Source organism: Prochlorococcus marinus XMU1405, assembly GCF_017696275.1.
Lineage (GTDB): Bacteria > Cyanobacteriota > Cyanobacteriia > PCC-6307 > Cyanobiaceae > Prochlorococcus_A > Prochlorococcus_A marinus_AB.
This window is the reverse complement of record NZ_JAAORF010000001.1, coordinates 43,623-64,294: the sequence shown is the minus strand read 5'-3', so window position 1 is coordinate 64,294 and position 20,672 is coordinate 43,623. Positions and strand designations below refer to the sequence as shown.

Below are 20,672 nucleotides of genomic sequence, written 5' to 3'. Positions count from 1 at the left end.
TGTGTTTATGCAGCATTTGGTAACCCAAGAACTTGAGTATTAGCCCCTCTTGCTTGCGCAACCCCAATTGTTCGTTCAGACGCACTAATCATAGGCCTTCTATGACTGACGACTATAAATTGAGCATTTGATGACTGATTCGATATTAGTTTTGACAACCTTTCAACATTAATACCATCTAAAAAACTATCAACCTCATCTAATGCATAAAAAGGTGAAGGTTTATACTTTTGCAAAGCAAATAAAAAACTTAAAGCGGTTAACGATTTTTCACCACCTGACATAGATGCTAATCTTCGGACATTTTTTCCCTTAGGATGAGCCACTAAAGTTAATCCTCCTTCTAAAGGAGAATTAGGATTTTCAAGTTGAAGGAATCCATCTCCATCAGATAAATTTGCAAAAATTTCTCTAAAATGTTTATCAACTTCTGTAAATGCTTGCATAAAAGCCTCCTGACGCATCGTAGATACGGTTTCTATTCTCAGCAATAATTCAGATCTTTCATTAGATAGAATTTCTAATTTTTCTCGCAAACCATTTAATCTCTCAATTAATTCTTCTAGTTCATCAAGAGCCAACATATTAACAGGTTCTAAGCTTTCTAGTTTTGCATTTATGATCGAAATTTCTGATTGCAGAGATTCAAGACTCTTCCCTTCATATTCTCCAAACTGCGGGGATGGATTAGGTAGATCTTTTTTATAAATTTCTAATTTTATTTTCTCGCTCCTCATTTCTTCAGTAAGAGAATGCATATCCCTCTCAAGATATTCAAGCTTCAAAAGATAGTTATTATATTCTTGCCTTTTATTTGAAATTGAAGAGTTTAATTCATCTCTTTTCCTTCTCAATAATCCTAAATCCCTCTCTAGAGAATTTTTTTGATTATCGAGATCTAAAAGCTCTTTTTTAAATTCATCTCTTTTTTCTATCCATTCACTGTGAGCAGTTGCAAGTTGTTTAATAGATTCCTGCAAGTTTTTTTCTTGTAGTAAAGTAATTTTTAATGAATTATTGATACGCTCTTTATCTAAAGCAAATTGATTCTTTTTATCTAGTAATGTATTTCTCTCCTTAGTAAGTAATTCAAGTTTTTTATCAAGATTATTAAAATCGTCATTAAAAGCTATTAATGATGATTTTTGATTTTTTTCATAATTTGCCTTTTGAATGGTTTGTAGTTGATAAAACTTATCGTGATAAGGCTTCAATTCATTTTTTAAATGACCTAACTCGTTAACTAATAAATTATTAGCAGTATCAAGTTTATCTAATCTCGATTTACAATCCTCAATTCTTTGCGAGACAACTTTAAGAGAATCTTGATTTACTTCAATTTCTTTATTATACGAGGCACAATCCTCAATAATTTGACTGCGGTTAGAATTTAATTTACTAAGTCTATTATTTTTTATTATCAAATCATTATTTGACTCTTTTAAAGCTTCTTCGATAATTAATAATCTTTCTTTTATAGGACTAGAATCATCAATATCATTATTAATTCCAAACTTATAAGCCAAATCTTTATTTAACTTGCTACCTCCTGTAATAGCTCCACTTGCTTCTAATAATTCACCACTTAAGGTAACCAACCTATTTTTTTGTGTAGATAACCTAGCTGAGGATAAGTCTGAAAAAACCAAAGTATCGCCAAAAACATATCGAAAAACATCTGAATAGACTTCATCAAAAGTAATTAGATTAATAGCTTTATCAATAAATCCATTCTCCCTGTTATTTTCAAATCTTGAAATTGCATAATTCTTTTTTTGACTTTTAATTCTATTTAAAGGTAGAAAAGTTAATCTTCCTGCTTTCTTCTTTTTAAGAATTTCAATTGCTTTAGCAGCAATATGATCATTATCAACAACAATTTGTCCTAACCTATTTCCAGCAGCAATTTCTAATGCATATCTATTTTTCTCACTGACCTCTCCAAGTTGAGCTACATAACCATGTATACCCTCTAACCCTGCCTCTAAGAGAATTCTGAGGGCATATGAACCTCTAGATTCGTTTAAAGCTTCCTTCCTGCTTTCGAATCTAGATAAATCCTTTTCAAGCCTTAATTGCTCGTTATTTAGCCTTGATTTAGTTTTAATTAATAAATCGATTTCATTTTCTAAAGAATTAATTTCTGCGCTGTTACTTGCCAAGTTTTTATTCTGTGTATCGGATGTCTCTTTTTTGCTTTGATTTCCCTGAAAAAGTTTCTGCTTTTCTAAGTCTAAGCATTCGATCTGTGACAATATCTCATCTTTTTGTATATTATTTTGGATAGTTTCTTCTTCAATTTTCCTTTTTTTTATTTCCAAAGGATTAATTTGATTTTTTATACTTTCAAGCTCAGTATTTAATTTGATACTTTGTTTTGAGAATTCTCCAGATTCTCCTGCCGCATCAGAAAGTTTTTTTCTGGATAGTTTGTGTTTTGAAGTGAGATCATCAATTTGCAAGTTCAATTGATTTAAAAAATTATCATCAAAATTTTCTTTTCTCATCTTTTCTGACTCAATATTTCTTTTAGAAATTGCAATTTCATCTCTCTGCTTTTGTAATTTAATACCTTCTTCTTTATTCAGACTTGATATCCTATCAAGTTCTCTCAACCTAGAATTAATACTTCCAATATCAGAATTCACTTTAATCAATTTATCCTCGCCTTTCTCCTTAAGCTCGTCAACAAGTATTTTCAAAGCATCTTCTAAGACTAATATTTCTTTACTAGTAGATTCTTTTTGTTTATTAAATAAAATTTTATTTTTTTCAATTTCACTTTCTTTTCTTTCTAAAGATTCAACATGTTTAACTTGTTTTTCAAAAATAAGAACTTTCTCTAATTCCGTTATTTGTAATAGTTTTGCCTTGAACTCTTTATATCGCTTTGCTTTTTCACATTCTTTTTCAAGCTTATTTTTACTAGATTGCAATTCATTTTCTAAAATTTCACATCTTTCTTGTCTTTCGAAAACGTCATTTAATTTTGCATTAGTTTGTTCTATTCTTGTGTCAAAAAGTGCGACTCCTGCTAATTCATCAATAAGATTTCTCCTCTCCTTATTATTCATTGATACTATTCTTGTTACATCGCCCTGCATAACAACATTGCTGCCCTCAGGATCAACACTAATATCTCTTAATATTCTCTGTATTTGTTGCAAGGTACATTGTTTGCCATCAGAAGTATAAGTAGAAGCATAAGAACCACCTGGCATAAGCCTTAATTTTCTAGAAACTACCCATTCTTTTTGACCTTTATTAAGGGAAATTTCTTCTTCTTCTAGTTCCAAAGGCGGAAGATCCTCTCTGGGAGACCAATCTTGAATATTAAATTTTACTGATACAGATGTTTCTGATGACTTACCCTCTTTAACTTTGGAGTTATTTATTAGATCTGGTAATCTTTCAGCCCTCATCCCTCTACTATTAGCTAGACCTAAACAGAATAAAATTCCATCTAAAATATTACTTTTCCCAGAGCCGTTAGGGCCTGTAACCACCGTGAAACCTTCTTCAAGAGGAATTTTTACATTTCCCCCAAAAGATTTAAAATTTTCAAACTCGACCTGATTGATATGTACCAATCTCAAGTCTCAATAGCTAAATAAGAATAACTAATTTGCAAAAATTCTCAATAGAAATATTACGTTTATTTATAAATGAATATTAATAATTTTTGCTCAATCTACAAGAATTACCCGAAATTTCAAACAAACCAGAAAGAAGTTCACCATCCAAAATGAATCGATAATATTCAGAGTCCAATTTATCAGAAACATTTTTAAATATTCCATGATCAATTCTTTTTACAAACCCTCTATTATCAGAAAGTTCATGTTCTATCCTGGACAGCCATAAAAGTCTATGATTTGGCTGCTTAGAAATTTCTATAGAAGCTTGATTTAATAAAGGTAGTTTTAAAAATTTCCAAGTTAAACAATCTATCCCATTTTCAACAAGAAAATCATAATGAATATCTATAGCTTTAGCAGAATAAACTTTATGTTCAAGCAAAACCCATTTATTCATTATCTAGTTGATAAATAAAACGAATCTATTTTCAAAACAAAGTTGAGTAAAGATATATTTTCTAAGAGATGTTTCCTATTATTTAATTACTTGCATCAGGAACAAATCTTAAAGCAATAAATAACAAACTTCCAGCCCCAGCGATAGCTGCAGCTACTAATCCAAAATCTGTAGGGATTGTGCGAGATGCAAAAATTAATGATGCAAATGTAATATCCATGATGAAATTTAAACTCATTTAATAAATTCAGTAATAGCTTAACAAAACCTTCTTACAGAACAGAGTAGATGAATAAAATGTAAATAAACTTTTATATGTTTTTATTCTATATAAATCGCACAATTCTTTAGATAAGGGTTTCAAATTAAGAAAATAGGGTCTAATCTTAAAATAAATAAGTTTGAATAATGGAGACTTACCATCCTCCCAAAGAAGTAGAAGAAAAAGAAGATAAATCTGATCTTCCTGAAAAAGAAGTTATCTTGGAAAAATGGTTACTTGAAAAAATTGACAGTTTAATACCTTTAATAAAAGAAAAATGGCCTAACATTGCACAACAAACCCTTGAAGCCACAAAAGGGAGTATTGATGATTTAGTTGAAGTAATAGCTAGCCATAGTGGAACCTCAGCAATTGGAATAAAAAGCCAATTATTTGAAATCATTGATTCAATAAGAGAAAAAAATTGGGAAATATCAGAAAAAATTGAGCCTATTGAAAGTCAATTAGAAGAATTATTAGAAGAGCTTAACAATACACTTAGACCAAAAATAGAAAGTCCAATAAGAAAAAAACCACTATTATCTATTGCTATTGCAGCTGGTATTGGTTTACTAATAGGAAGTCTCCTAAACAGTGGCAGAAAATAATATGGAAAAACCAAAAAATAAAAACTTTGCAAATACAGCCTCCAGAATTTCAGCCATCGCAAGTTCAGTGATGGATTTGCATGTCAGAATAGCTCTTCAAGAAGTAGATAGAGAAAAAAGAAGATTAATTAGTGGTGGAATATTTTTAGCAATTGGCAGCATATTATTATTATTAGTACTAATTTTCATCCATATTATTTTTTATCTTTTTCTAGCGAAATATAATAACTGGATTATTGAATATAATTTATTACTCATAATATTTATCGATTTATTTCTTGCAGGCCTAAGTTTGAAGCTTGGAGGAAAATTAGCCAAAGGACCATATCTTCCTCAAACATTAGAAGGTTTAGGCAAGACAACAAAGGCCGTTTTAGGCAAAAAATAATTTACCTAATTAAATACTTTATCCATCTACAATCTATCCCGCCATTACTAACAGGAATTTTCAATGAAGATTTCATTTTCAAATATTTTGTTAGTTTTGGATTTCCACTTAGGAGCCAAAATTCCCAAGCTGAAAAATTGTTCTTTAGAAAGATTCCCATTTGTTCATATAAACTAATCAATTCATTTTCATCGCCTAATTTTTTGCCGTAAGGAGGATTACATATGATGATCCCAGGTGTGCAACTTAATTGGAGTTCTAAAAAATCTTTATTGATAAGCTCAATATAATTCTCGAGTCCAGCTAAGGATATGTTTAGATTCGCCTGCTCAAAGACCTTTTTATTAATTTCACACCCTATTATTGTTGGCAATTTTTCATAATTTATAATTTTATTTTTTGCCTTATTTTTTTCATTAAGATAAATATCTTGCCTAAAGTCTAACCAATTTTCAAAAAGATATACCTGATCAATATTTATGGGAACTCCAAGGAATTGGTTGACTGCCTCAATTAAAAAAGTACCCGAACCACACATAAAATCTATTAATGGAACTTTGCCATTCCATTGAGTCATATTTATCAATCCAGAAGCTAAATTTTCTTTTAATGGAGCATTTCCAATTGCGGGTCTATAGCCTCTTTTGTGTAAGCTTTCTACGCTGCTTTGAAGACTGAGAATTGCTTTATTATTATTTAAATGCAGATGAATTATCAAATCAGGATTATCTAGAGAAATATTTGATCTTTTATTCCAAACTGCCTGTTGCAAATCAGTGATAGAATTTTTTACTTCAAGAGCTGTGAAATGAGTATGACTTAAAGAAGATGTTCTCCCAGTTACTTGAACATTAAACGTTTTATCAAAGTGCAACCAATTTAACCAATCAAATGAATCTCTTACCCCCGCATATAAAGATTGCTTGTCATAGCAATTAAAACTTGCAATTTCTCTATAAAAACGAAAAGCTAATCTGGAATAGAAATGAACTCTATAAAAAGTTTCAAAATCACATTCAAAATTAATAAATCTTTTATAAGTATTAATATTAAAGCCGCCTAAATTTGAAATTTCTTCTGCTAAAGATTTCTCTAGTCCCTCCGGAGATGATGCCACTACATTCATATAAGATAAAACTTAGTAAAAAAACTATTCAATAACCATTTTGCCTGTCAGAATATAAATGTCCAATTGGACTAGGTGATCTCAACCGATGTTTCGGACAGCGGTTCGATTCCGCTCAACTCCACTATTTGGGGTTGTAATGGTTTCGACGGGGCATAAGGAAGGTGACTGAAGCCGGCTCGGTTAGAGCAAAAACACAAATGCTAACAAAATCGTTAGTTTCTCCCGTCAAACAGCACCAGTTGCCGCTTGATCCTAAAGGAGATGGGGTTATATCAGCCTTATCAACCAAATGATACGAGGAGTCTGGAAGGACTCCACTTTTTTAGATAACCAAGAAGTTGTAATAGATAATTTATTAGTTTGTAAATATTGCTGCAAATGCTTGTATTAAAAAGAATTTTTTTAATTTTATAAGTATAAATACTGAGAAGATAAGTTTTAAATTAATTTATCTTATTAAAAAATCGAATCTTGCAAAATGGAATCTAATAAAAAACTGAATGACCTGATAATAAATCTCAAACCAAAAGTTATTAGATTCACTGGCGAAAAATTTCCCAATGAACTATGGAATAGTGGTTTTCAAATAAAAAAAAATAAGAAAATATCTAGCTAAAAATTTAATTAAATGCTTGAAAAAGGATTTTTTGGCATTTTTTTTAAACATTTTTTTGACAATTCCTGAAGTACTTTAAATTCACTTTTATTTAAATTCCACTTGAATACATTCGATACATCTATAACTTGAGATTTTTTTCGCATTCCAACGAGCGGAATAGCTCCTTGATAACAACACCAATTAATTGCTACTTGCGCTTGGGAAACTGATCTTTGATTTGCAATTCTTTTTAAACACCTCCGCAATTCATATGTTGGTTTTTTATAGTTTTCAAATAATGCACTGCGAATAAAACTTTTTTCTTTATTCTGTTCTTTATCTGGATCAATACAAAGTATTCCAAAAGACAAAGGACTATAAGCAAAGAAATCAATATTATTTTCGTCGCAAATCTTTTTTACCTGATATTGTTTTCCTAAATCGGGGGCAAGCAAAGAAAACTGTATTTGAACACTTTTTAGGCTCTGATCTCTTTTTGCTAGGAAATTAATTAATTTCATCAACCTTTTAGGGCCTATATTTGATAAGCCTATTTGAAAATCAAAGCCTTCATCTTTTAAATCACAAAGATTATTCAACAGCCCTAATTCCTGCCAAGGATTGTATTTTGCAGTTGACCAATGTAATTGCACTACATCTAATTTGTTATTAAGTCTCTCTAAACTTTTCAAAAAAGGTTTATTCAAACCTCTGTTTCCTATTCTCCAGGGATAAGGTGCAAGTTTGGTTGCTACTTGAATTCGTTTTTTCTTTGCTGAAGGAGTATTTAGTAAAAATTTTCCAATCAACAATTCACTTCTACCCTGAAGATTCCCAGTACCGTAAGAATCTGCGGTATCAATTAGATCGAATCCCCTTCGTAACGCTTCATTAAATGTCTCACGTAAATCATCGTCATTTGTAGATTGGTAATTCCAGAAAAGCTTATTCCCCCAAGACCACGTACCTAATCCAATTCTTTTCTTCACTAGCAAATTTAAATAAAGAACTTTATTAGGTTATCTAAAAATATTAACTTCTTTAAAATATTTCAAAAAATAAGTTTTAAAGCATTAAAAATCAATTTCTCTTGACATTAGGAAATTATTCTCCAAAGTAAGAGAAATAAAAATAAAAAATTGTTCATTACCGTTTGCGGACAAAAAGGGGGGGTAGCCAAGACCTGTACAAGTATTCACCTTGCTAGTGTTTGGCATTCTGAAGGTAAAAAAGTTTGCATAGTCGATGCCGACAAGAATAGATCTGCTTTAGCATACGCATCAAGAGGCAATCTTTCATTTCCAGTTTTCCCCGTCAGTTCAGCTGCTAAAGCATCAAGATCATCAGAGATTGTAATAACTGATGGCCAGGCTAGCAGTGATCAAGAAGAACTTAAACACTTGGCGTATGGTTCAGATTTAGTTATCTTACCTACAACTGCAAAAGCAAGATCAGTAGAATTAACTGTTGAACTAGCTAATTTATTAAGCAACTTAAAAGTTAACCATGCTGTAGTAATAGTAAAAGTTGATTTTAGACAGCAAAAAGCAGCGCAACAAGCCAAAGCAGCTCTAGAAAATTTTGGTTTATATGTTTTTGATACATTTATACCCTTGCTTTCAGCATTTGATAAAGCAGAAGCCTCGGGGAATGCTGTATTTGAAGCTGTAGACGATTTAGGTAGATCAGATCCTCGTCGAATGACGGGCTGGTCTGCTTATTGTTCAATTGCCTCACAAATTCCATGCCTGATTTCGAAGCCCTCATCCGACACCAACAACTTAAACAACCAACAACAAATAAGCGCTTAAAAGTAGTTGATTCTCCTAATTTTGAAGAAGAAAAAAACGAAGAAGCAATAATTAGACAATCTGGATTATTAGTTAATTTTTTTGGAGGTTTTTTAGGCTCTGTAATTGGAACTTTAACAATACTGTTTCTTTATATGAATGAATATCTACCATTAGATTTACTAAAACTTAAGTAGTATATTCGCTATTTATTTCAACATATTTTTTAGAAAGATCGCACCCCCAAGCTGTGCCTTTCGATTCGCCAGAATTTAGATTAATCATAATTTTTACAATATCATCTACCAAATATCTACCTTTCATTCTGGACTTAATATAGTCTGTGACTTTTTGTGGATCATATTTATTTAACTTGCCTTTTTCCAAAATGTGGGCGTTTCCTATATACAAGTCAACCTCATTTAAACTAAATTTAACTCCAGAATTACCTGCAGCAGAAATGATTCGTCCCCAATTTGGATCACAACCATGTATCGCAGTTTTTACCAAGGCAGAATTACAAATAGATTTCGCGAGCATAATTGCATCATCTGTATTTTTTGCTCCTTGAACCAAAACTTCTAATAAACAATTTGCTCCCTCTCCATCCCTTGCAATATTTTTTGCCAAGTTCTGACATACAATATCAATCCCTTGTTGGATAATTGGAAAAAACCTTTTTTCAATTTTCTCTCCTGCATTTATTCCAACAAAAGAATCATTTGTGCTTGTCTCTCCATCAACTGATATTGCATTAAAAGATTTTTGAACCGCAATAGCAATCATTTTGTCCCATTCTTCTTTTTGAATACCCGCATCACAGGTTAGAAAAGCAAGCATTGTAGCCATGTTGGGGTAAATCATTCCTGAACCTTTTGCAAATCCTGCTATTTTTATTTTTCTACCTTGAATAATCGTCTCTATTGACACTTTTTTCAAAGTCAAATCAGTAGTTAAAATTGCTTCTGCTGCATTTTTAAAATTAATACTTTTTAAATCACTAACTAAATTCGGTAAATTTTTTACTAAATCATTTATTTGTATTGGAACACCAATTACACCAGTTGAGCACATTAAAACTTCTTCTTCTTTTATTCCTAAAAGTTCCGCAATCTTTCCTGTAGCAATTTGAAAATGTTGAATACCAAGATTTCCTGTACATGCATTTGCTTGACCAGAATTAATTAGTATTGCTCTTCCAAAACCTGAAGTTGTTTTAATCCTTTGCTCACAAATATCCACACAAGAAGCTCGAACTATTGATTGAGTAAACATCCCACTAAAAATACTTCCTTCTGGAGCGAGTATTAGTGCTAAATCTTTTTTATTAGAAGCTTTTAAACCAGCAGATATCCCAGCAAAAAGAAACCCCTTGGGTGTTACCTTACTGTCATCAGCAAACGACCAATTGGAATCTAACTGGCTCAAACTTTTTGGTATTTTAATTCATACTAACTACTCTTTAATACTAAAGAAACTAAGTAATTAGATTATTATTAATTATATGGATATTCTTCAAAAATTAAAAAACAACCAAAGAAGGATTGGTTTAACAGGAGGTATTGCAAGTGGGAAGACAACCATAACTAATTACATAAGAAAACATAAAAACATACCAATATTAGATGCAGATCATTTTTCAAGAGAATTAATCAAACCAAACACATATGGATATAAGAAAATTTTAGATTATTTTGGAAATAAAATTATTGATAATAAAAGTAATTCAGCAAGGGAAATAGACAGAAAACTTTTAAGGAACATTATTTTTAAACATTCAGCAAGCAAGGAATGGATTGAAAAACTACTTCACCCCTTAATTAAAGAAAGAATGATAAAAGAATGCAGTCAATACAGAAATAATCAAACTATAATATTGGTTATTCCATTATTGTTTGAAGCAAAATTTGAAGATATTTGCACTGAAATATGGTTAGTTAAATGTCCTAAAGAAATACAAAAAAACAGACTTATCACAAGAGATAAAATTAGCGAAAAAGAAGCATATGAATTGATAAATTTTCAATTAAGTTTTGAAGAAAAAAGAAAACTCTCAGATATTATTTTAGAGAATTCGGATGATCAAAATAAATGGATCAATACGATAAAAGAGCTTCTTTAAGCTTTAGCTATTTAATTTTTCCATAAGAAGTTTATTTGCGAGTTTAGGGTCAGCTTTACCTTTTGTTCTTTTCATAAGTTGACCAACAAAAAAACCAAGTAACTTAGTTTTGCCATTTTTAAATGCTTGAACTTCATTTGGATGTTCATTTATAAGTGCATCAATTATTGGTGAAATACTTGAAGAATCAGATATCATTGCCAACCCTTTTTCTTCAACTAATTTTTTCGGGGAAATATTTTTTTGAATAAGTTCAGGTAAAATTTCTTTTGCAATTTTTCCACTAATTATATTTTTTGAAATCATGTTAATCATTTCAGCAAGATTTGCAGGACTAAGCTTTAATTCACTAAAACTTAGTTTGTTTGATTTTAAATAGCCCACAATATCACTTGTTACCCAATTTGAAGCTAGTTTAGCCTCAGCACCATTTGCTACTGTTTCTTCAAAAAAGTTTGCCATGCTTATTTCATCAGAAATTACCCTTGCATCATATGCAGACAACCCAAATTGACTTATGTATTTATATCTTTTCTTTGAAGGTAATTCTGGTAGTTCTTTAAACCATATTTCTTGTTGGGCTTTTGTTATTTCAATTGGACCTAAGTCAGGATCAGGAAAATATCTATAGTCACTGCTACCTTCTTTTAATCTCATACTTTTCGTTAATTGCTTAGCTTCATCCCATAACCTTGTTTCTTGGAAAATTTTTCCTCCATTTTCATAAACTTCTATTTGTCTGGCTATTTCATAATCACAAGCCTTTTGAATTGCAGAAAATGAATTCATATTTTTTATTTCCACTTTGGTACCAAAAGGAGCATTAGGTCCTTTTCTAACTGAAATATTGACATCGCAGCGTAATGAACCCTCTTGCATATTTCCGTCTGATACCCCTAGATATCTAACTGTTCTTCTAATCTCTGAAGCATATTCAGATGCCTCTTTACCTGATCGAATATCTGGTTTACTTACAATCTCACAAAGTGCTATTCCGGCACGATTGTAATCAACTAAAGAATACTTAGACCCAGCTAATCTATCACTTCCTGAATGGACTAGTTTTCCAGCGTCTTCTTCCATATGTAGCCTTTCTATACCAATTTTTTTGATATAAGGTTCTTTGTCCTTTTCAATTATTTCAACCTCTAACCAACCATTTTCAGCTAGTGGCTCATCAAATTGTGAAATTTGATAATTTTTAGGAAGATCAGGATAAAAATATTGTTTTCTATCAAATTTACAATGTTCTGCAACGTTTAAATTTAATGCTAAAGAAGTTTTTACAGCATACTCAAGAACGGTCTCATTCAGAACTGGAAGAGTTCCTGGCAACCCACAAACTACAGGATCTATATGGGTATTAGGTGCATCACCAAAAGCTGTTGACGCAGATGTGAATATTTTACTTTTCGTATTAAGCTGTACATGAGTTTCCAAACCAATCACAGCTTCCCAAGATTCCAAATTGTTCATTATTAAAAGTCTCTTTATTAATATTATTGGATATAAAGGAAAAGAGGACCAAAACACAAATAAAAATATTAATTTTTAAATGGCACAAGAAACCAAAAATTCAATATTAATAATTGGAGGCGGACTTTTGGGTTTATCTATTGCTTATGAATTTTCTAGAAATAACTTCAAAGTTTTAGTTTTAAGCAAAAACAGAAATGAATCGGCTGGATTTGTTGCTGCAGGAATGTTAGCTACTCATGCCGAAGGGCTCGAAGATGAATTACTAAAATTTGGCCAAGAAAGTCAAAATCTAATTCCAAAGTGGATACGAAGTATTGAACAAGATAGTAATATTAAATGCGGTTTAAAAAAATGTGGCATAGTAGTTCCTTTTAAAAACAAAGAAGATCTTGAAAAGTTTCCCACTTATGAATATGGAAAATATTTAAATCACAAAGATCTTCAAACAGAAATCAATGGAATGAATTCTATTTGGAAACATGGTTTACTTTTTGAGCAAGATGGTCAAATAGATAACCGAAGAAAACTGATGCGTGCTCTTGAGAGAGCATGCTCCTTGAATGGAGTCGAATTTCAAGAGGGATCAGAAGTAGAGGATTTGACATTCGAAAAAAACAAAATTACAGGTGCAACAGTTTTATGTGCCACTGGGGAAATAAAAAAAATTAACTGCGAAAAAGCAATTATATGCAGCGGTGCGTGGAGTAAAAAAATTTTTAATAAGATTCCAGTCTTTCCTGTAAAGGGACAAATGCTATCAATACAAGGTCCAACAAATTTTTTGAAAAGGGTTATTTTTGGTCCAAAAACTTATCTAGTTCCCCGTGATGATGGACTTATTATAGTTGGAGCGACAGTTGAAAAAGATTCAAAATTTAATCAAGGTAATACTCCTAATGGAATAAAACAACTGCAAGAAGGCATTCGCTCTTTATTGCCAGAAGCTATTAATTGGCCACAAATGGAACATTGGTGGGGCTTTAGACCTTGCACACCAGATCTAAAACCAATAATTGGAAAATCAAAAATTGAAAATCTTTATATAGCTACAGGACATTACAGAAATGGAGTTTTATTTTCTGCAATAACGAGTGATCTTCTTTTGAAAATAGTTCAAAATAAAAATCTCAAAGAAATAGAGAAAAGCTTTTTAGAAAAATTTAGTTTAGATAGATTTGCGATTTAAATTTTAATTTTCAGATCGCCATTGCGAATCAGAAGTTTCCCACTGACATAATTCCTCTTCGTTAAACCATAGATCAATTTCAAATTTTGCTGTATCTTCTCCATCAGAACCATGAATAATATTCCTCCCAATATCAATAGCTAAATCGCCTCTAATTGTTCCAGGCTCTGCTTCCAGAGGTTTTGTTGCACCTATTAGTTTTCTAGCACTCAAAATAACTCCTTCGCCTTCCCACACCATTGCTACAACAGGGCCGCTTGAAATAAAGTCTACTAAATCACCAAAAAAGGGTCTTTCTCTATGTACACCATAATGATTTTGAGCAAGTTCTTTTGAAGGAATTAATTGCTTTAATCCAACCAATTTAAATCCTTTTTTTTCAAATCTGCCAATAATCTCAGAAACATATCCTCTTTGAACTCCATCTGGTTTAATTGCAATAAAGGTTCTCTCTTTAGTCATTTAGTTAATAATCACTCTATGTATATTCAACTTTTGGGTGGTAACTTGGCAAGTAATCATTAAAATAAAAGATATTGTTTTAAGTTATTTTCAAAAACATTTATTAATCACTAAGAAATAAATTGACCAATTTTGAGCCGAAAAAATTAAAGAATATTTGGACTATTGAAGATAGTATTTCGACTTATAACATAGACAAATGGGGAGATAAATATTTTTCTATAAATTCCAAAGGAAATATATCAGTAACTAAAGATATAAAATCTGAAAATAAGATTGATCTTTTTAAGCTTGTCAAAGAACTTAAGAGTAGAGAAATAAATCCTCCATTAATCATAAGATTTAATGATATCTTGAAAGATCGAATAGATGCATTACATGACTCTTTTTTAAAAGCAATAAAAACCTATAAATATAAGAACATTTATCAAGGCGTTTTTCCTGTCAAATGTAATCAACAGAAAAATGTCCTAGAAAAGATAATAGAGTTTGGTAGCCAATGGAATTTTGGTTTAGAAGTAGGAAGTAAATCAGAACTATTAATTGGCCTTGCACTTCTTGAAAACCAAAATTCATTATTAATATGCAACGGATATAAAGATAAAAAATATATTGAGATTGCTACTTTGGCCAGAAAACTCGGCAAAAATCCAATAATAGTTATTGAACAACGAGACGAGGTAAAAAGAATTATTCAAGCAGTTCAAGAACTTAACGCGACTCCATTGATAGGAATTAGAGCAAAGTTATCAAGTAAAAGTAGTGGTAGGTGGGGTAAATCTATTGGAGATAATTCCAAATTTGGATTATCAATCCCAGAAATTATGTTGACAATAAAAGAACTAAAAGAAGCAAATCTTATCAACGAAATGAAATTGCTCCATTTTCATATAGGCAGTCAAATAAGTGATATTGCTGTGATCAAAGACGCATTACAAGAAGCGAGTCAAATATATGTTGAACTATGCAAACTAGGAGCCCCAATGCAATATATCGACGTTGGGGGTGGATTAGGAATAGATTTTGATGGAACTAAAACCTCCTCCAACACTTCTACTAATTATTCTCTCCAAAATTATGCTAACGATGTAATTGCAACTATTAAGGATTCATGTGAATTAAATAATATCAAGCATCCAACCATAATCTCAGAAAGTGGAAGAGCAATAATTAGTCATTGTTCAGTTCTAATTTTTAATGTCTTAGGAACAAGTCATGTCAGTTCCAAACTACAAATTTTTGATAAAAAAAATCAACAATTAATAATTTCAAATTTACTTGATACTTTCTATGAATTAAAAAAACTTAAAAATAAAAAAATAAATTTATCTCAAATAATTGAACTATGGAATGATGCAAAAAAGTTTAAAGAAGATTGCTTAGTTGCTTTTAGATTAGGATTTTTAAGTTTGGCAGAAAGAGCTTATGCCGAAGAACTTACTTGGGCTTGTGCAAAAGAAATTTCTAATAACCTGAATAATGATGAAATCAATCACCCTGATTTATCTGAAATTACAGAAACTCTTGCATCAACTTATTATGCAAATTTATCTATCTTTAAATCTATTCCTGATAGCTGGGCAATAAATCAGATTTTTCCAATAGTACCAATACATAGGCACTTAGAGGAGCCGTTCTGCAAAGGCAACTTTGCAGATTTAACTTGTGATTCAGATGGGAAACTAAACAATTTTATTGATAATGGAAAAATTAAATCACTACTAAATTTGCATAAGCCAGAAGAAAATAAAGATTACCTAATTGGAATTTTTATGACTGGAGCATATCAAGAAGCATTAGGAAACTTGCACAATTTATTTGGCAATACCAACATTGTTCATATAGACATAAATCAAGATAATTCATATAAGGTCAGAAATATTATTAAAGAGGACAGTAAATCTGAAATTTTACAATTATTAGATTACAGTTCAGCTTCTTTGGTTGAATCTATAAGAATTAATACTGAATCAGCAATTGATCAAAAAAAATTAACTATTGAAGAATCAAGGAAATTAATGGATCAAATCGAAATTAGTCTCAGAAAAAGTAGTTATTTATCAGAATGATTAGCTAATGTTTTTTGCAAATAATTTTTAGCATAATCTAAAGCATCACTTAACTTATCAATATCTTTAGCACCTGCTTGAGCAAAGTTAGGCTTTCCTCCTCCACCTCCTGAACAAATTCTTGCAATCTCATTAATTAATTTACCTGCATGCAATCCTATTTTTACTACATCATCACCTAAAGAAACTACAAATAATAACTTTCTATTTTCTGGATTTGGTATTCCCCCAAGAATCACTATTGCTTTATTTCCTAAATGAGAAGTTAAATTAAGTGCTGCAGATTGCAAAGAATTCCCATCTAAGCCATCAATCTGATTTACTAAAATTGAAAAAGAATTTACTATTTCTGCGGATGATTTTATAGAAGAGCATTTAAAATATGCAATTTCATCTTTCATTTTTTGTATCTCTTTATTCTTATTAATAAGCTCTGCTTGCAAATTATTAACCCTTTCAAAAAGTTGATTAGGATTTGCTTTTAACAAATCACTTAGTTGGTTTACTAATGCATTTCTATCACTGAAATAGTCTAATGCTGATTGGCCTGATAATGCTTCGATTCTTCTGACTCCAGCTGAGATTCCTTCCTCACTAATTATTTTGAAAGAACCTAATTCGGATGTAGTTTTAACATGTGTGCCACCACAAAGTTCCATTGAAACTCCTGGTACATTAACGACGCGCACTTCATCATCATATTTTTCTCCAAACATGGCGACTGCGCCCTTTTCAAGAGCCTCACTCTTGGACATATTTTTTATTTCTAGGGCATGATTTTCCATAATCCAAGAGTTAACTAAAGTCTCAATCTTAGAAATTTGATCTTTAGAAATAGGATTAGAGGAATTAAAGTCAAATCGTAATTTATTAAAGGCTACTAATGAACCTTTCTGTCCAACACTTTCATTAATAACTGATTTAAGTGCAGATTGTAATAAATGAGTAGCTGTATGATTTGCAGCAGCCTTAGCTCTATTAGAGGAGCTAACATTAGTCTTAACTTTTTGTCCAATAGTTAATTTTCCTTTTTTGATCGTTCCATAATGTAAAAAAACATTTTTCTTTCGCATGACATTATCAACCAAGACCTCAACATCGTTTGAAAATATCGTTCCAATATCACCAACTTGCCCGCCAGATTCTCCATAAAAAGTTGTCTGATCAAGAACAATTAAAACTTTCTGACCTTCATATGCTTCCTTAACTAATGTTGAATCCAAGAATATACCCTTTATTTCAGCTTCCGAAAGGAGTGACTTATAACCATTAAAAACAGTTTTGTTAAAAAGATCTATTTCTCGCTCTAATGATCCCTCTAATGTCAAATCAATATTGCTTGAAGCAGCTTTAGCTCTCTCTTTTTGTACATTCATTTCTTTTTCAAAACCCTTTACATCAACACTGATACTATGTTCTTCAGCAATTTCTACAGTAAGTTCTAGAGGAAATCCATAAGTATCATAAAGTTCAAAAGCTTTAAAACCAGAAATTAATTTCTGACCTGAAGAAATTAAATCATCTAGCAATTTCTCTCCTCTTTCAAGAGTTTCCCTAAATCTTATTTCTTCAATTTTTATCTCATTCAAAATTAAATCATTATTATTTTTTAAATCAGGATAATTATTTTGCATTAAGTTAATTCCGACAGTAGCAATATGAGGTAAAAATTCATTTGTTATACCTAATAATCTGCCATGTCTGACCATTCTTCTAATAAGCCTTCTTAATATATATCCCCTACCAAGATTACTTGCTGATACTCCATCAGAAATTAAATGAATAACAGCTCTTGTATGATCACCAATGATTTTTAAAGAAATTTTGTTTTTATCATCTGAAGAAAAATAATCAATATTTGCAATCTCACAAATTTTTTGAATAATAGGAAAAATTAAATCTGTCTCATAATTATTTTGCTTTTTTTGCAGTATTTGAGCCATCCTTTCAAGACCCATTCCTGTATCAATATTTTTACATTTTAGATCTGTCAATTTTCCATTAGGATCACGATTATATTGCATAAAAACAAGATTATAAAATTCAATAAAACGATCTCCATCTTCTAGATCAATATTCTGCAGACCCTTTTCAGGATGAAAATCATAATAAAGTTCTGAACAAGGTCCACATGGACCTGTTTTGCCAGATGACCAAAAATTATCTTCCTCACCTAGTTTGACTATCCTATCTGGATGAATACCAATTTCATCTCTCCAAATTTTTGCAGACTCTTCGTCTTCGTGAAAAACACTCACAATTATATTTTCAACAGAAAGTTGATAAATATTAGTAACTAATTCCCAAGCCCATTGAATAGCCTCTCGTTTAAAATAATCTCCAAAAGAGAAATTACCAAGCATTTCAAAAAAAGTGTGATGTCTAGCTGTAACTCCAACGTTTTCTATATCGTTTGTTCTGATGCACTTTTGGCTAGATGTAGCCCTTTTTGATGGTCTTTCTTTTAAACCTAAAAAAACTGGTTTAAAAGGTAGCATTCCAGCAATTGTGAGCATAACCGTAGGGTCATCTGGAATCAAAGATGCACTTGGAATGATTTTATGTAATTTTTCACTGTAAAATTTTAAAAAAGCATTTCTTATCTCATCTCCAGTAACTATTTTTTTAATTAATTGAGATGTCATTTATCCAGAATAAGAAGATTAAAAATTAAAGAAAAGCGTAATTTCGGTTATTTCGCAAAGATAATCACGCGAATTTATATTCTATATAACTAAAGTTAATTTATAAAGCTAATTATTCTATGATAGCCTCTGCCCAGACAAGTAATTCTAAATTGGCACAAACTAATGACAAGTTGACGGTTCAATCTCAAAACTTTGCTGATGATTCTTGTGCCATAAGATCTTTGGATTGGGATCGCAGTAGATTTGATATTGAATTTGGTTTAAGAAATGGAACTACTTACAATAGTTTTATTATTAAAGGCGAGAAACTAGCAATCATTGATACTAGTCACGCAAAGTTCGAAGAATTATGGTTTGAAGAATTACTGAAAAAGGTAAATCCGCAAGAAGTTGATTATCTAATTACTAGCCATACAGAACCTGATCATTCTGGTTTAATAGGTAATCTTTTAGAATTAAACCAAAATATCACAGTAGTTGGATCAAAATTAGCACTTAAATTTATTGAAGACCAAATACATATTCCCTTTAAACGTCTAGAGGTTAAGAGTGGAGAGTTTTTAAATCTCGGAACTAATCCTAATAGTGGTTTAGAACATAATATTGAATTTATAAGTGCACCAAATTTGCATTGGCCAGATACCATATTTTCATATGATCACAGCACAAATGTTCTCTATACATGCGATGCTTTTGGACTCCATTATTGTTCTGACGAATTTTTTGACACTGATCAAAAAGAAATATACGATGATTTCCGTTTTTATTACGATTGCCTTATGGGTCCAAACGCTAGAAGCGTTATGCAGGCAATTAAAAGAATAGATAAACTACCTGAATTAAAAACAATAGCTGTTGGTCATGGGCCTTTGCTCCATAATCAGGTCAATTTTTGGAAAGGAAAATATCTAGAATGGAGTAGCAATAAAAGCAAAGGCAATGATTTTGTGTCAGTCTGCTACATAAGCGACTATGGTTATTGTGATCGACTCAGTCAAGCGATATCTCATGGAATAAGTAAAGCAGATGCACAGGTTCAATTAATAGATTTAAGATCTTCTGACCCGCAAGAATTAACAAGTTTAATTTCCGAATCAAAAGCAGTAGTCATTCCCACATGGCCTGTAAACTCAGATAATGAATTAAAAGAATCTCTCGGTACTTTATTTGCAGCACTTAAGCCAAAACAATTTACTGCAGTTTATGATGCATTTGGTGGAAATGATGAACCTATAGATTCCTTAGCAAATAAATTAAGAGAACTTGGTCAAAAAGAAGCTTTCTCTCCCTTAAGAGTTAAAAATATTCCAGATCCGATTGTTTATCAACAATTCGAAGAGGCTGGAACTGATTTGGGTCAATTGATCAATAAAAAGAAGAATATTGCCTCTATGAAGAGCCTTGATTCAAATTTAGATAAAGCGTTAGGTAGATTAAGTGGAGGATTATATGTAGTAACAGCTAGTCAAGGGGAAGGTTCAACATTTAGACAAAGTGCAATGGTCGCAAGTTGGGTTAGTCAAGCAAGCTTTTCACCACCAGGTATTACAGTTGCAGTAGCAAAAGATAGAGCTATTGAATCATATATGCAAGTTGGTAAAGGTTTTGTTGTGAATATCTTGAGAGAAGATAACTATCAAAAAATGTTCAGACATTTTTTAAAAAGATTTGCCCCTGGAGCTGATAGATTTGCGGATGTAGATGTAATTAGCAACATCGCTGAAGGAGGACCTGTTCTCTCAGATTCACTCGCCTTTTTAGATTGTAAAGTCAGTTCAAGACTAGAGACTCCAGACCATTGGATAATTTACGGAATTGTTGAAAATGGTAATGTTTCTGACTTATCATGTAAGACAGCAGTTCATCACAGAAAAGTTGCTAATCACTATTAAAAAA

At 31.2% G+C, this 20,672-nt stretch carries 17 protein-coding genes; 8 read left to right on the top strand and 9 right to left on the bottom strand.

Features of this window, described 5'->3' with window-relative positions; all coding sequences use genetic code 11:
* Positions 1-5: 5 nt before the first annotated feature.
* From smc to HA148_RS00295, 3 genes are all read right to left on the bottom strand, one after another.
* Positions 6-3,596, bottom strand: coding sequence for a chromosome segregation protein SMC (gene smc / locus HA148_RS00305; RefSeq protein ID WP_209129181.1), 3,591 nt, complete (start codon positions 3,594-3,596; stop codon positions 6-8).
* 76 nt (positions 3,597-3,672) lie between these two features.
* Complete coding sequence (locus tag HA148_RS00300; RefSeq protein WP_209129179.1) at positions 3,673-4,035, bottom strand: hypothetical protein; 363 nt, start codon at positions 4,033-4,035, stop codon at positions 3,673-3,675.
* An 82-nt stretch (positions 4,036-4,117) separates the two neighbouring features.
* Positions 4,118-4,255: a hypothetical protein gene (locus HA148_RS00295; RefSeq protein WP_002806908.1), complete on the bottom strand. Its 138-nt coding sequence runs from the start codon at positions 4,253-4,255 to the stop codon at positions 4,118-4,120.
* Between the two features lie 188 nt (positions 4,256-4,443).
* On the opposite strand from HA148_RS00295, the gene HA148_RS00290 reads away from it, so the two are divergent.
* Both HA148_RS00290 and HA148_RS00285 read left to right on the top strand, forming a co-directional pair.
* Positions 4,444-4,905, top strand: a complete 462-nt coding sequence (locus HA148_RS00290; RefSeq protein ID WP_209129176.1) for a DUF883 C-terminal domain-containing protein — start codon at positions 4,444-4,446, stop codon at positions 4,903-4,905.
* A 1-nt stretch (position 4,906) separates the two neighbouring features.
* Positions 4,907-5,293: a phage holin family protein gene (locus HA148_RS00285; RefSeq protein WP_209130219.1), complete on the top strand. Its 387-nt coding sequence runs from the start codon at positions 4,907-4,909 to the stop codon at positions 5,291-5,293.
* Between the two features lies 1 nt (position 5,294).
* Here the strand turns inward: HA148_RS00285 and HA148_RS00280 are convergent, their stop codons facing one another.
* Together HA148_RS00280 and HA148_RS00270 are read right to left on the bottom strand one after the other, a co-directional pair.
* Positions 5,295-6,419 (bottom strand): THUMP domain-containing class I SAM-dependent RNA methyltransferase, encoded by a 1,125-nt coding sequence (locus HA148_RS00280; protein ID WP_209129173.1) that lies wholly within the window; start codon positions 6,417-6,419, stop codon positions 5,295-5,297.
* 627 nt (positions 6,420-7,046) lie between these two features.
* Entirely contained in the window at positions 7,047-8,009 is a 963-nt protein-coding gene (locus HA148_RS00270; protein ID WP_209129171.1) for an aldo/keto reductase, read from the bottom strand.
* A 150-nt stretch (positions 8,010-8,159) separates the two neighbouring features.
* Here HA148_RS00270 and HA148_RS00265 point away from each other — a divergent pair, with 150 nt between their 5' ends.
* Entirely contained in the window at positions 8,160-8,831 is a 672-nt protein-coding gene (locus HA148_RS00265; protein WP_209129169.1) for an AAA family ATPase, read from the top strand.
* A complete protein-coding gene (locus HA148_RS00260) occupies positions 8,765-9,007 on the top strand; it encodes a hypothetical protein (RefSeq protein ID WP_209129167.1) in 243 nt (80 codons plus the stop codon). Before HA148_RS00265 ends, HA148_RS00260 begins: the two co-directional genes overlap by 67 nt.
* On the opposite strand, the gene argJ is transcribed toward HA148_RS00260, so the two are convergent.
* Positions 9,000-10,238, bottom strand: coding sequence for a bifunctional glutamate N-acetyltransferase/amino-acid acetyltransferase ArgJ (gene argJ / locus HA148_RS00255; RefSeq protein WP_209129165.1), 1,239 nt, complete (start codon positions 10,236-10,238; stop codon positions 9,000-9,002). The two genes, HA148_RS00260 and argJ, sit on opposite strands and share 8 nt — an antisense overlap.
* A gap of 76 nt (positions 10,239-10,314) precedes the next feature.
* On the opposite strand from argJ, the gene coaE reads away from it, so the two are divergent.
* Positions 10,315-10,932 (top strand): dephospho-CoA kinase, encoded by a 618-nt coding sequence (gene coaE / locus HA148_RS00250; RefSeq protein WP_209129162.1) that lies wholly within the window; start codon positions 10,315-10,317, stop codon positions 10,930-10,932.
* A gap of 3 nt (positions 10,933-10,935) precedes the next feature.
* Here coaE and gatB read toward each other — a convergent pair whose 3' ends face one another.
* Positions 10,936-12,408 (bottom strand): Asp-tRNA(Asn)/Glu-tRNA(Gln) amidotransferase subunit GatB, encoded by a 1,473-nt coding sequence (gatB, locus tag HA148_RS00245; RefSeq protein ID WP_209129160.1) that lies wholly within the window; start codon positions 12,406-12,408, stop codon positions 10,936-10,938.
* Positions 12,409-12,487: 79 nt separating this feature from the next.
* Here gatB and thiO point away from each other — a divergent pair, with 79 nt between their 5' ends.
* The gene (gene thiO, locus HA148_RS00240) at positions 12,488-13,597 is read left to right on the top strand and encodes a glycine oxidase ThiO (RefSeq protein ID WP_209129158.1); all 1,110 of its coding nucleotides are present in this window, start codon (positions 12,488-12,490) and stop codon (positions 13,595-13,597) included.
* 3 nt (positions 13,598-13,600) lie between these two features.
* Here the strand turns inward: thiO and ndk are convergent, their stop codons facing one another.
* On the bottom strand, positions 13,601-14,059 hold the full coding sequence (gene ndk / locus HA148_RS00235) for a nucleoside-diphosphate kinase (protein WP_209129156.1): 459 nt from the start codon (positions 14,057-14,059) through the stop codon (positions 13,601-13,603).
* 122 nt (positions 14,060-14,181) lie between these two features.
* Here ndk and speA point away from each other — a divergent pair, with 122 nt between their 5' ends.
* On the top strand, positions 14,182-16,128 hold the full coding sequence (speA, locus tag HA148_RS00230; protein WP_209129154.1) for a biosynthetic arginine decarboxylase: 1,947 nt from the start codon (positions 14,182-14,184) through the stop codon (positions 16,126-16,128).
* Here the strand turns inward: speA and alaS are convergent.
* Positions 16,113-18,773: an alanine--tRNA ligase gene (alaS, locus tag HA148_RS00225; protein ID WP_209129152.1), complete on the bottom strand. Its 2,661-nt coding sequence runs from the start codon at positions 18,771-18,773 to the stop codon at positions 16,113-16,115. The genes speA and alaS overlap by 16 nt on opposite strands.
* A 119-nt stretch (positions 18,774-18,892) precedes the next feature.
* Between alaS and HA148_RS00220 the strand changes: the two genes are divergently transcribed.
* Positions 18,893-20,668, top strand: coding sequence for a diflavin flavoprotein (locus HA148_RS00220; protein WP_209129150.1), 1,776 nt, complete (start codon positions 18,893-18,895; stop codon positions 20,666-20,668).
* The last annotated feature ends 4 nt before the right edge of the window (positions 20,669-20,672 follow it).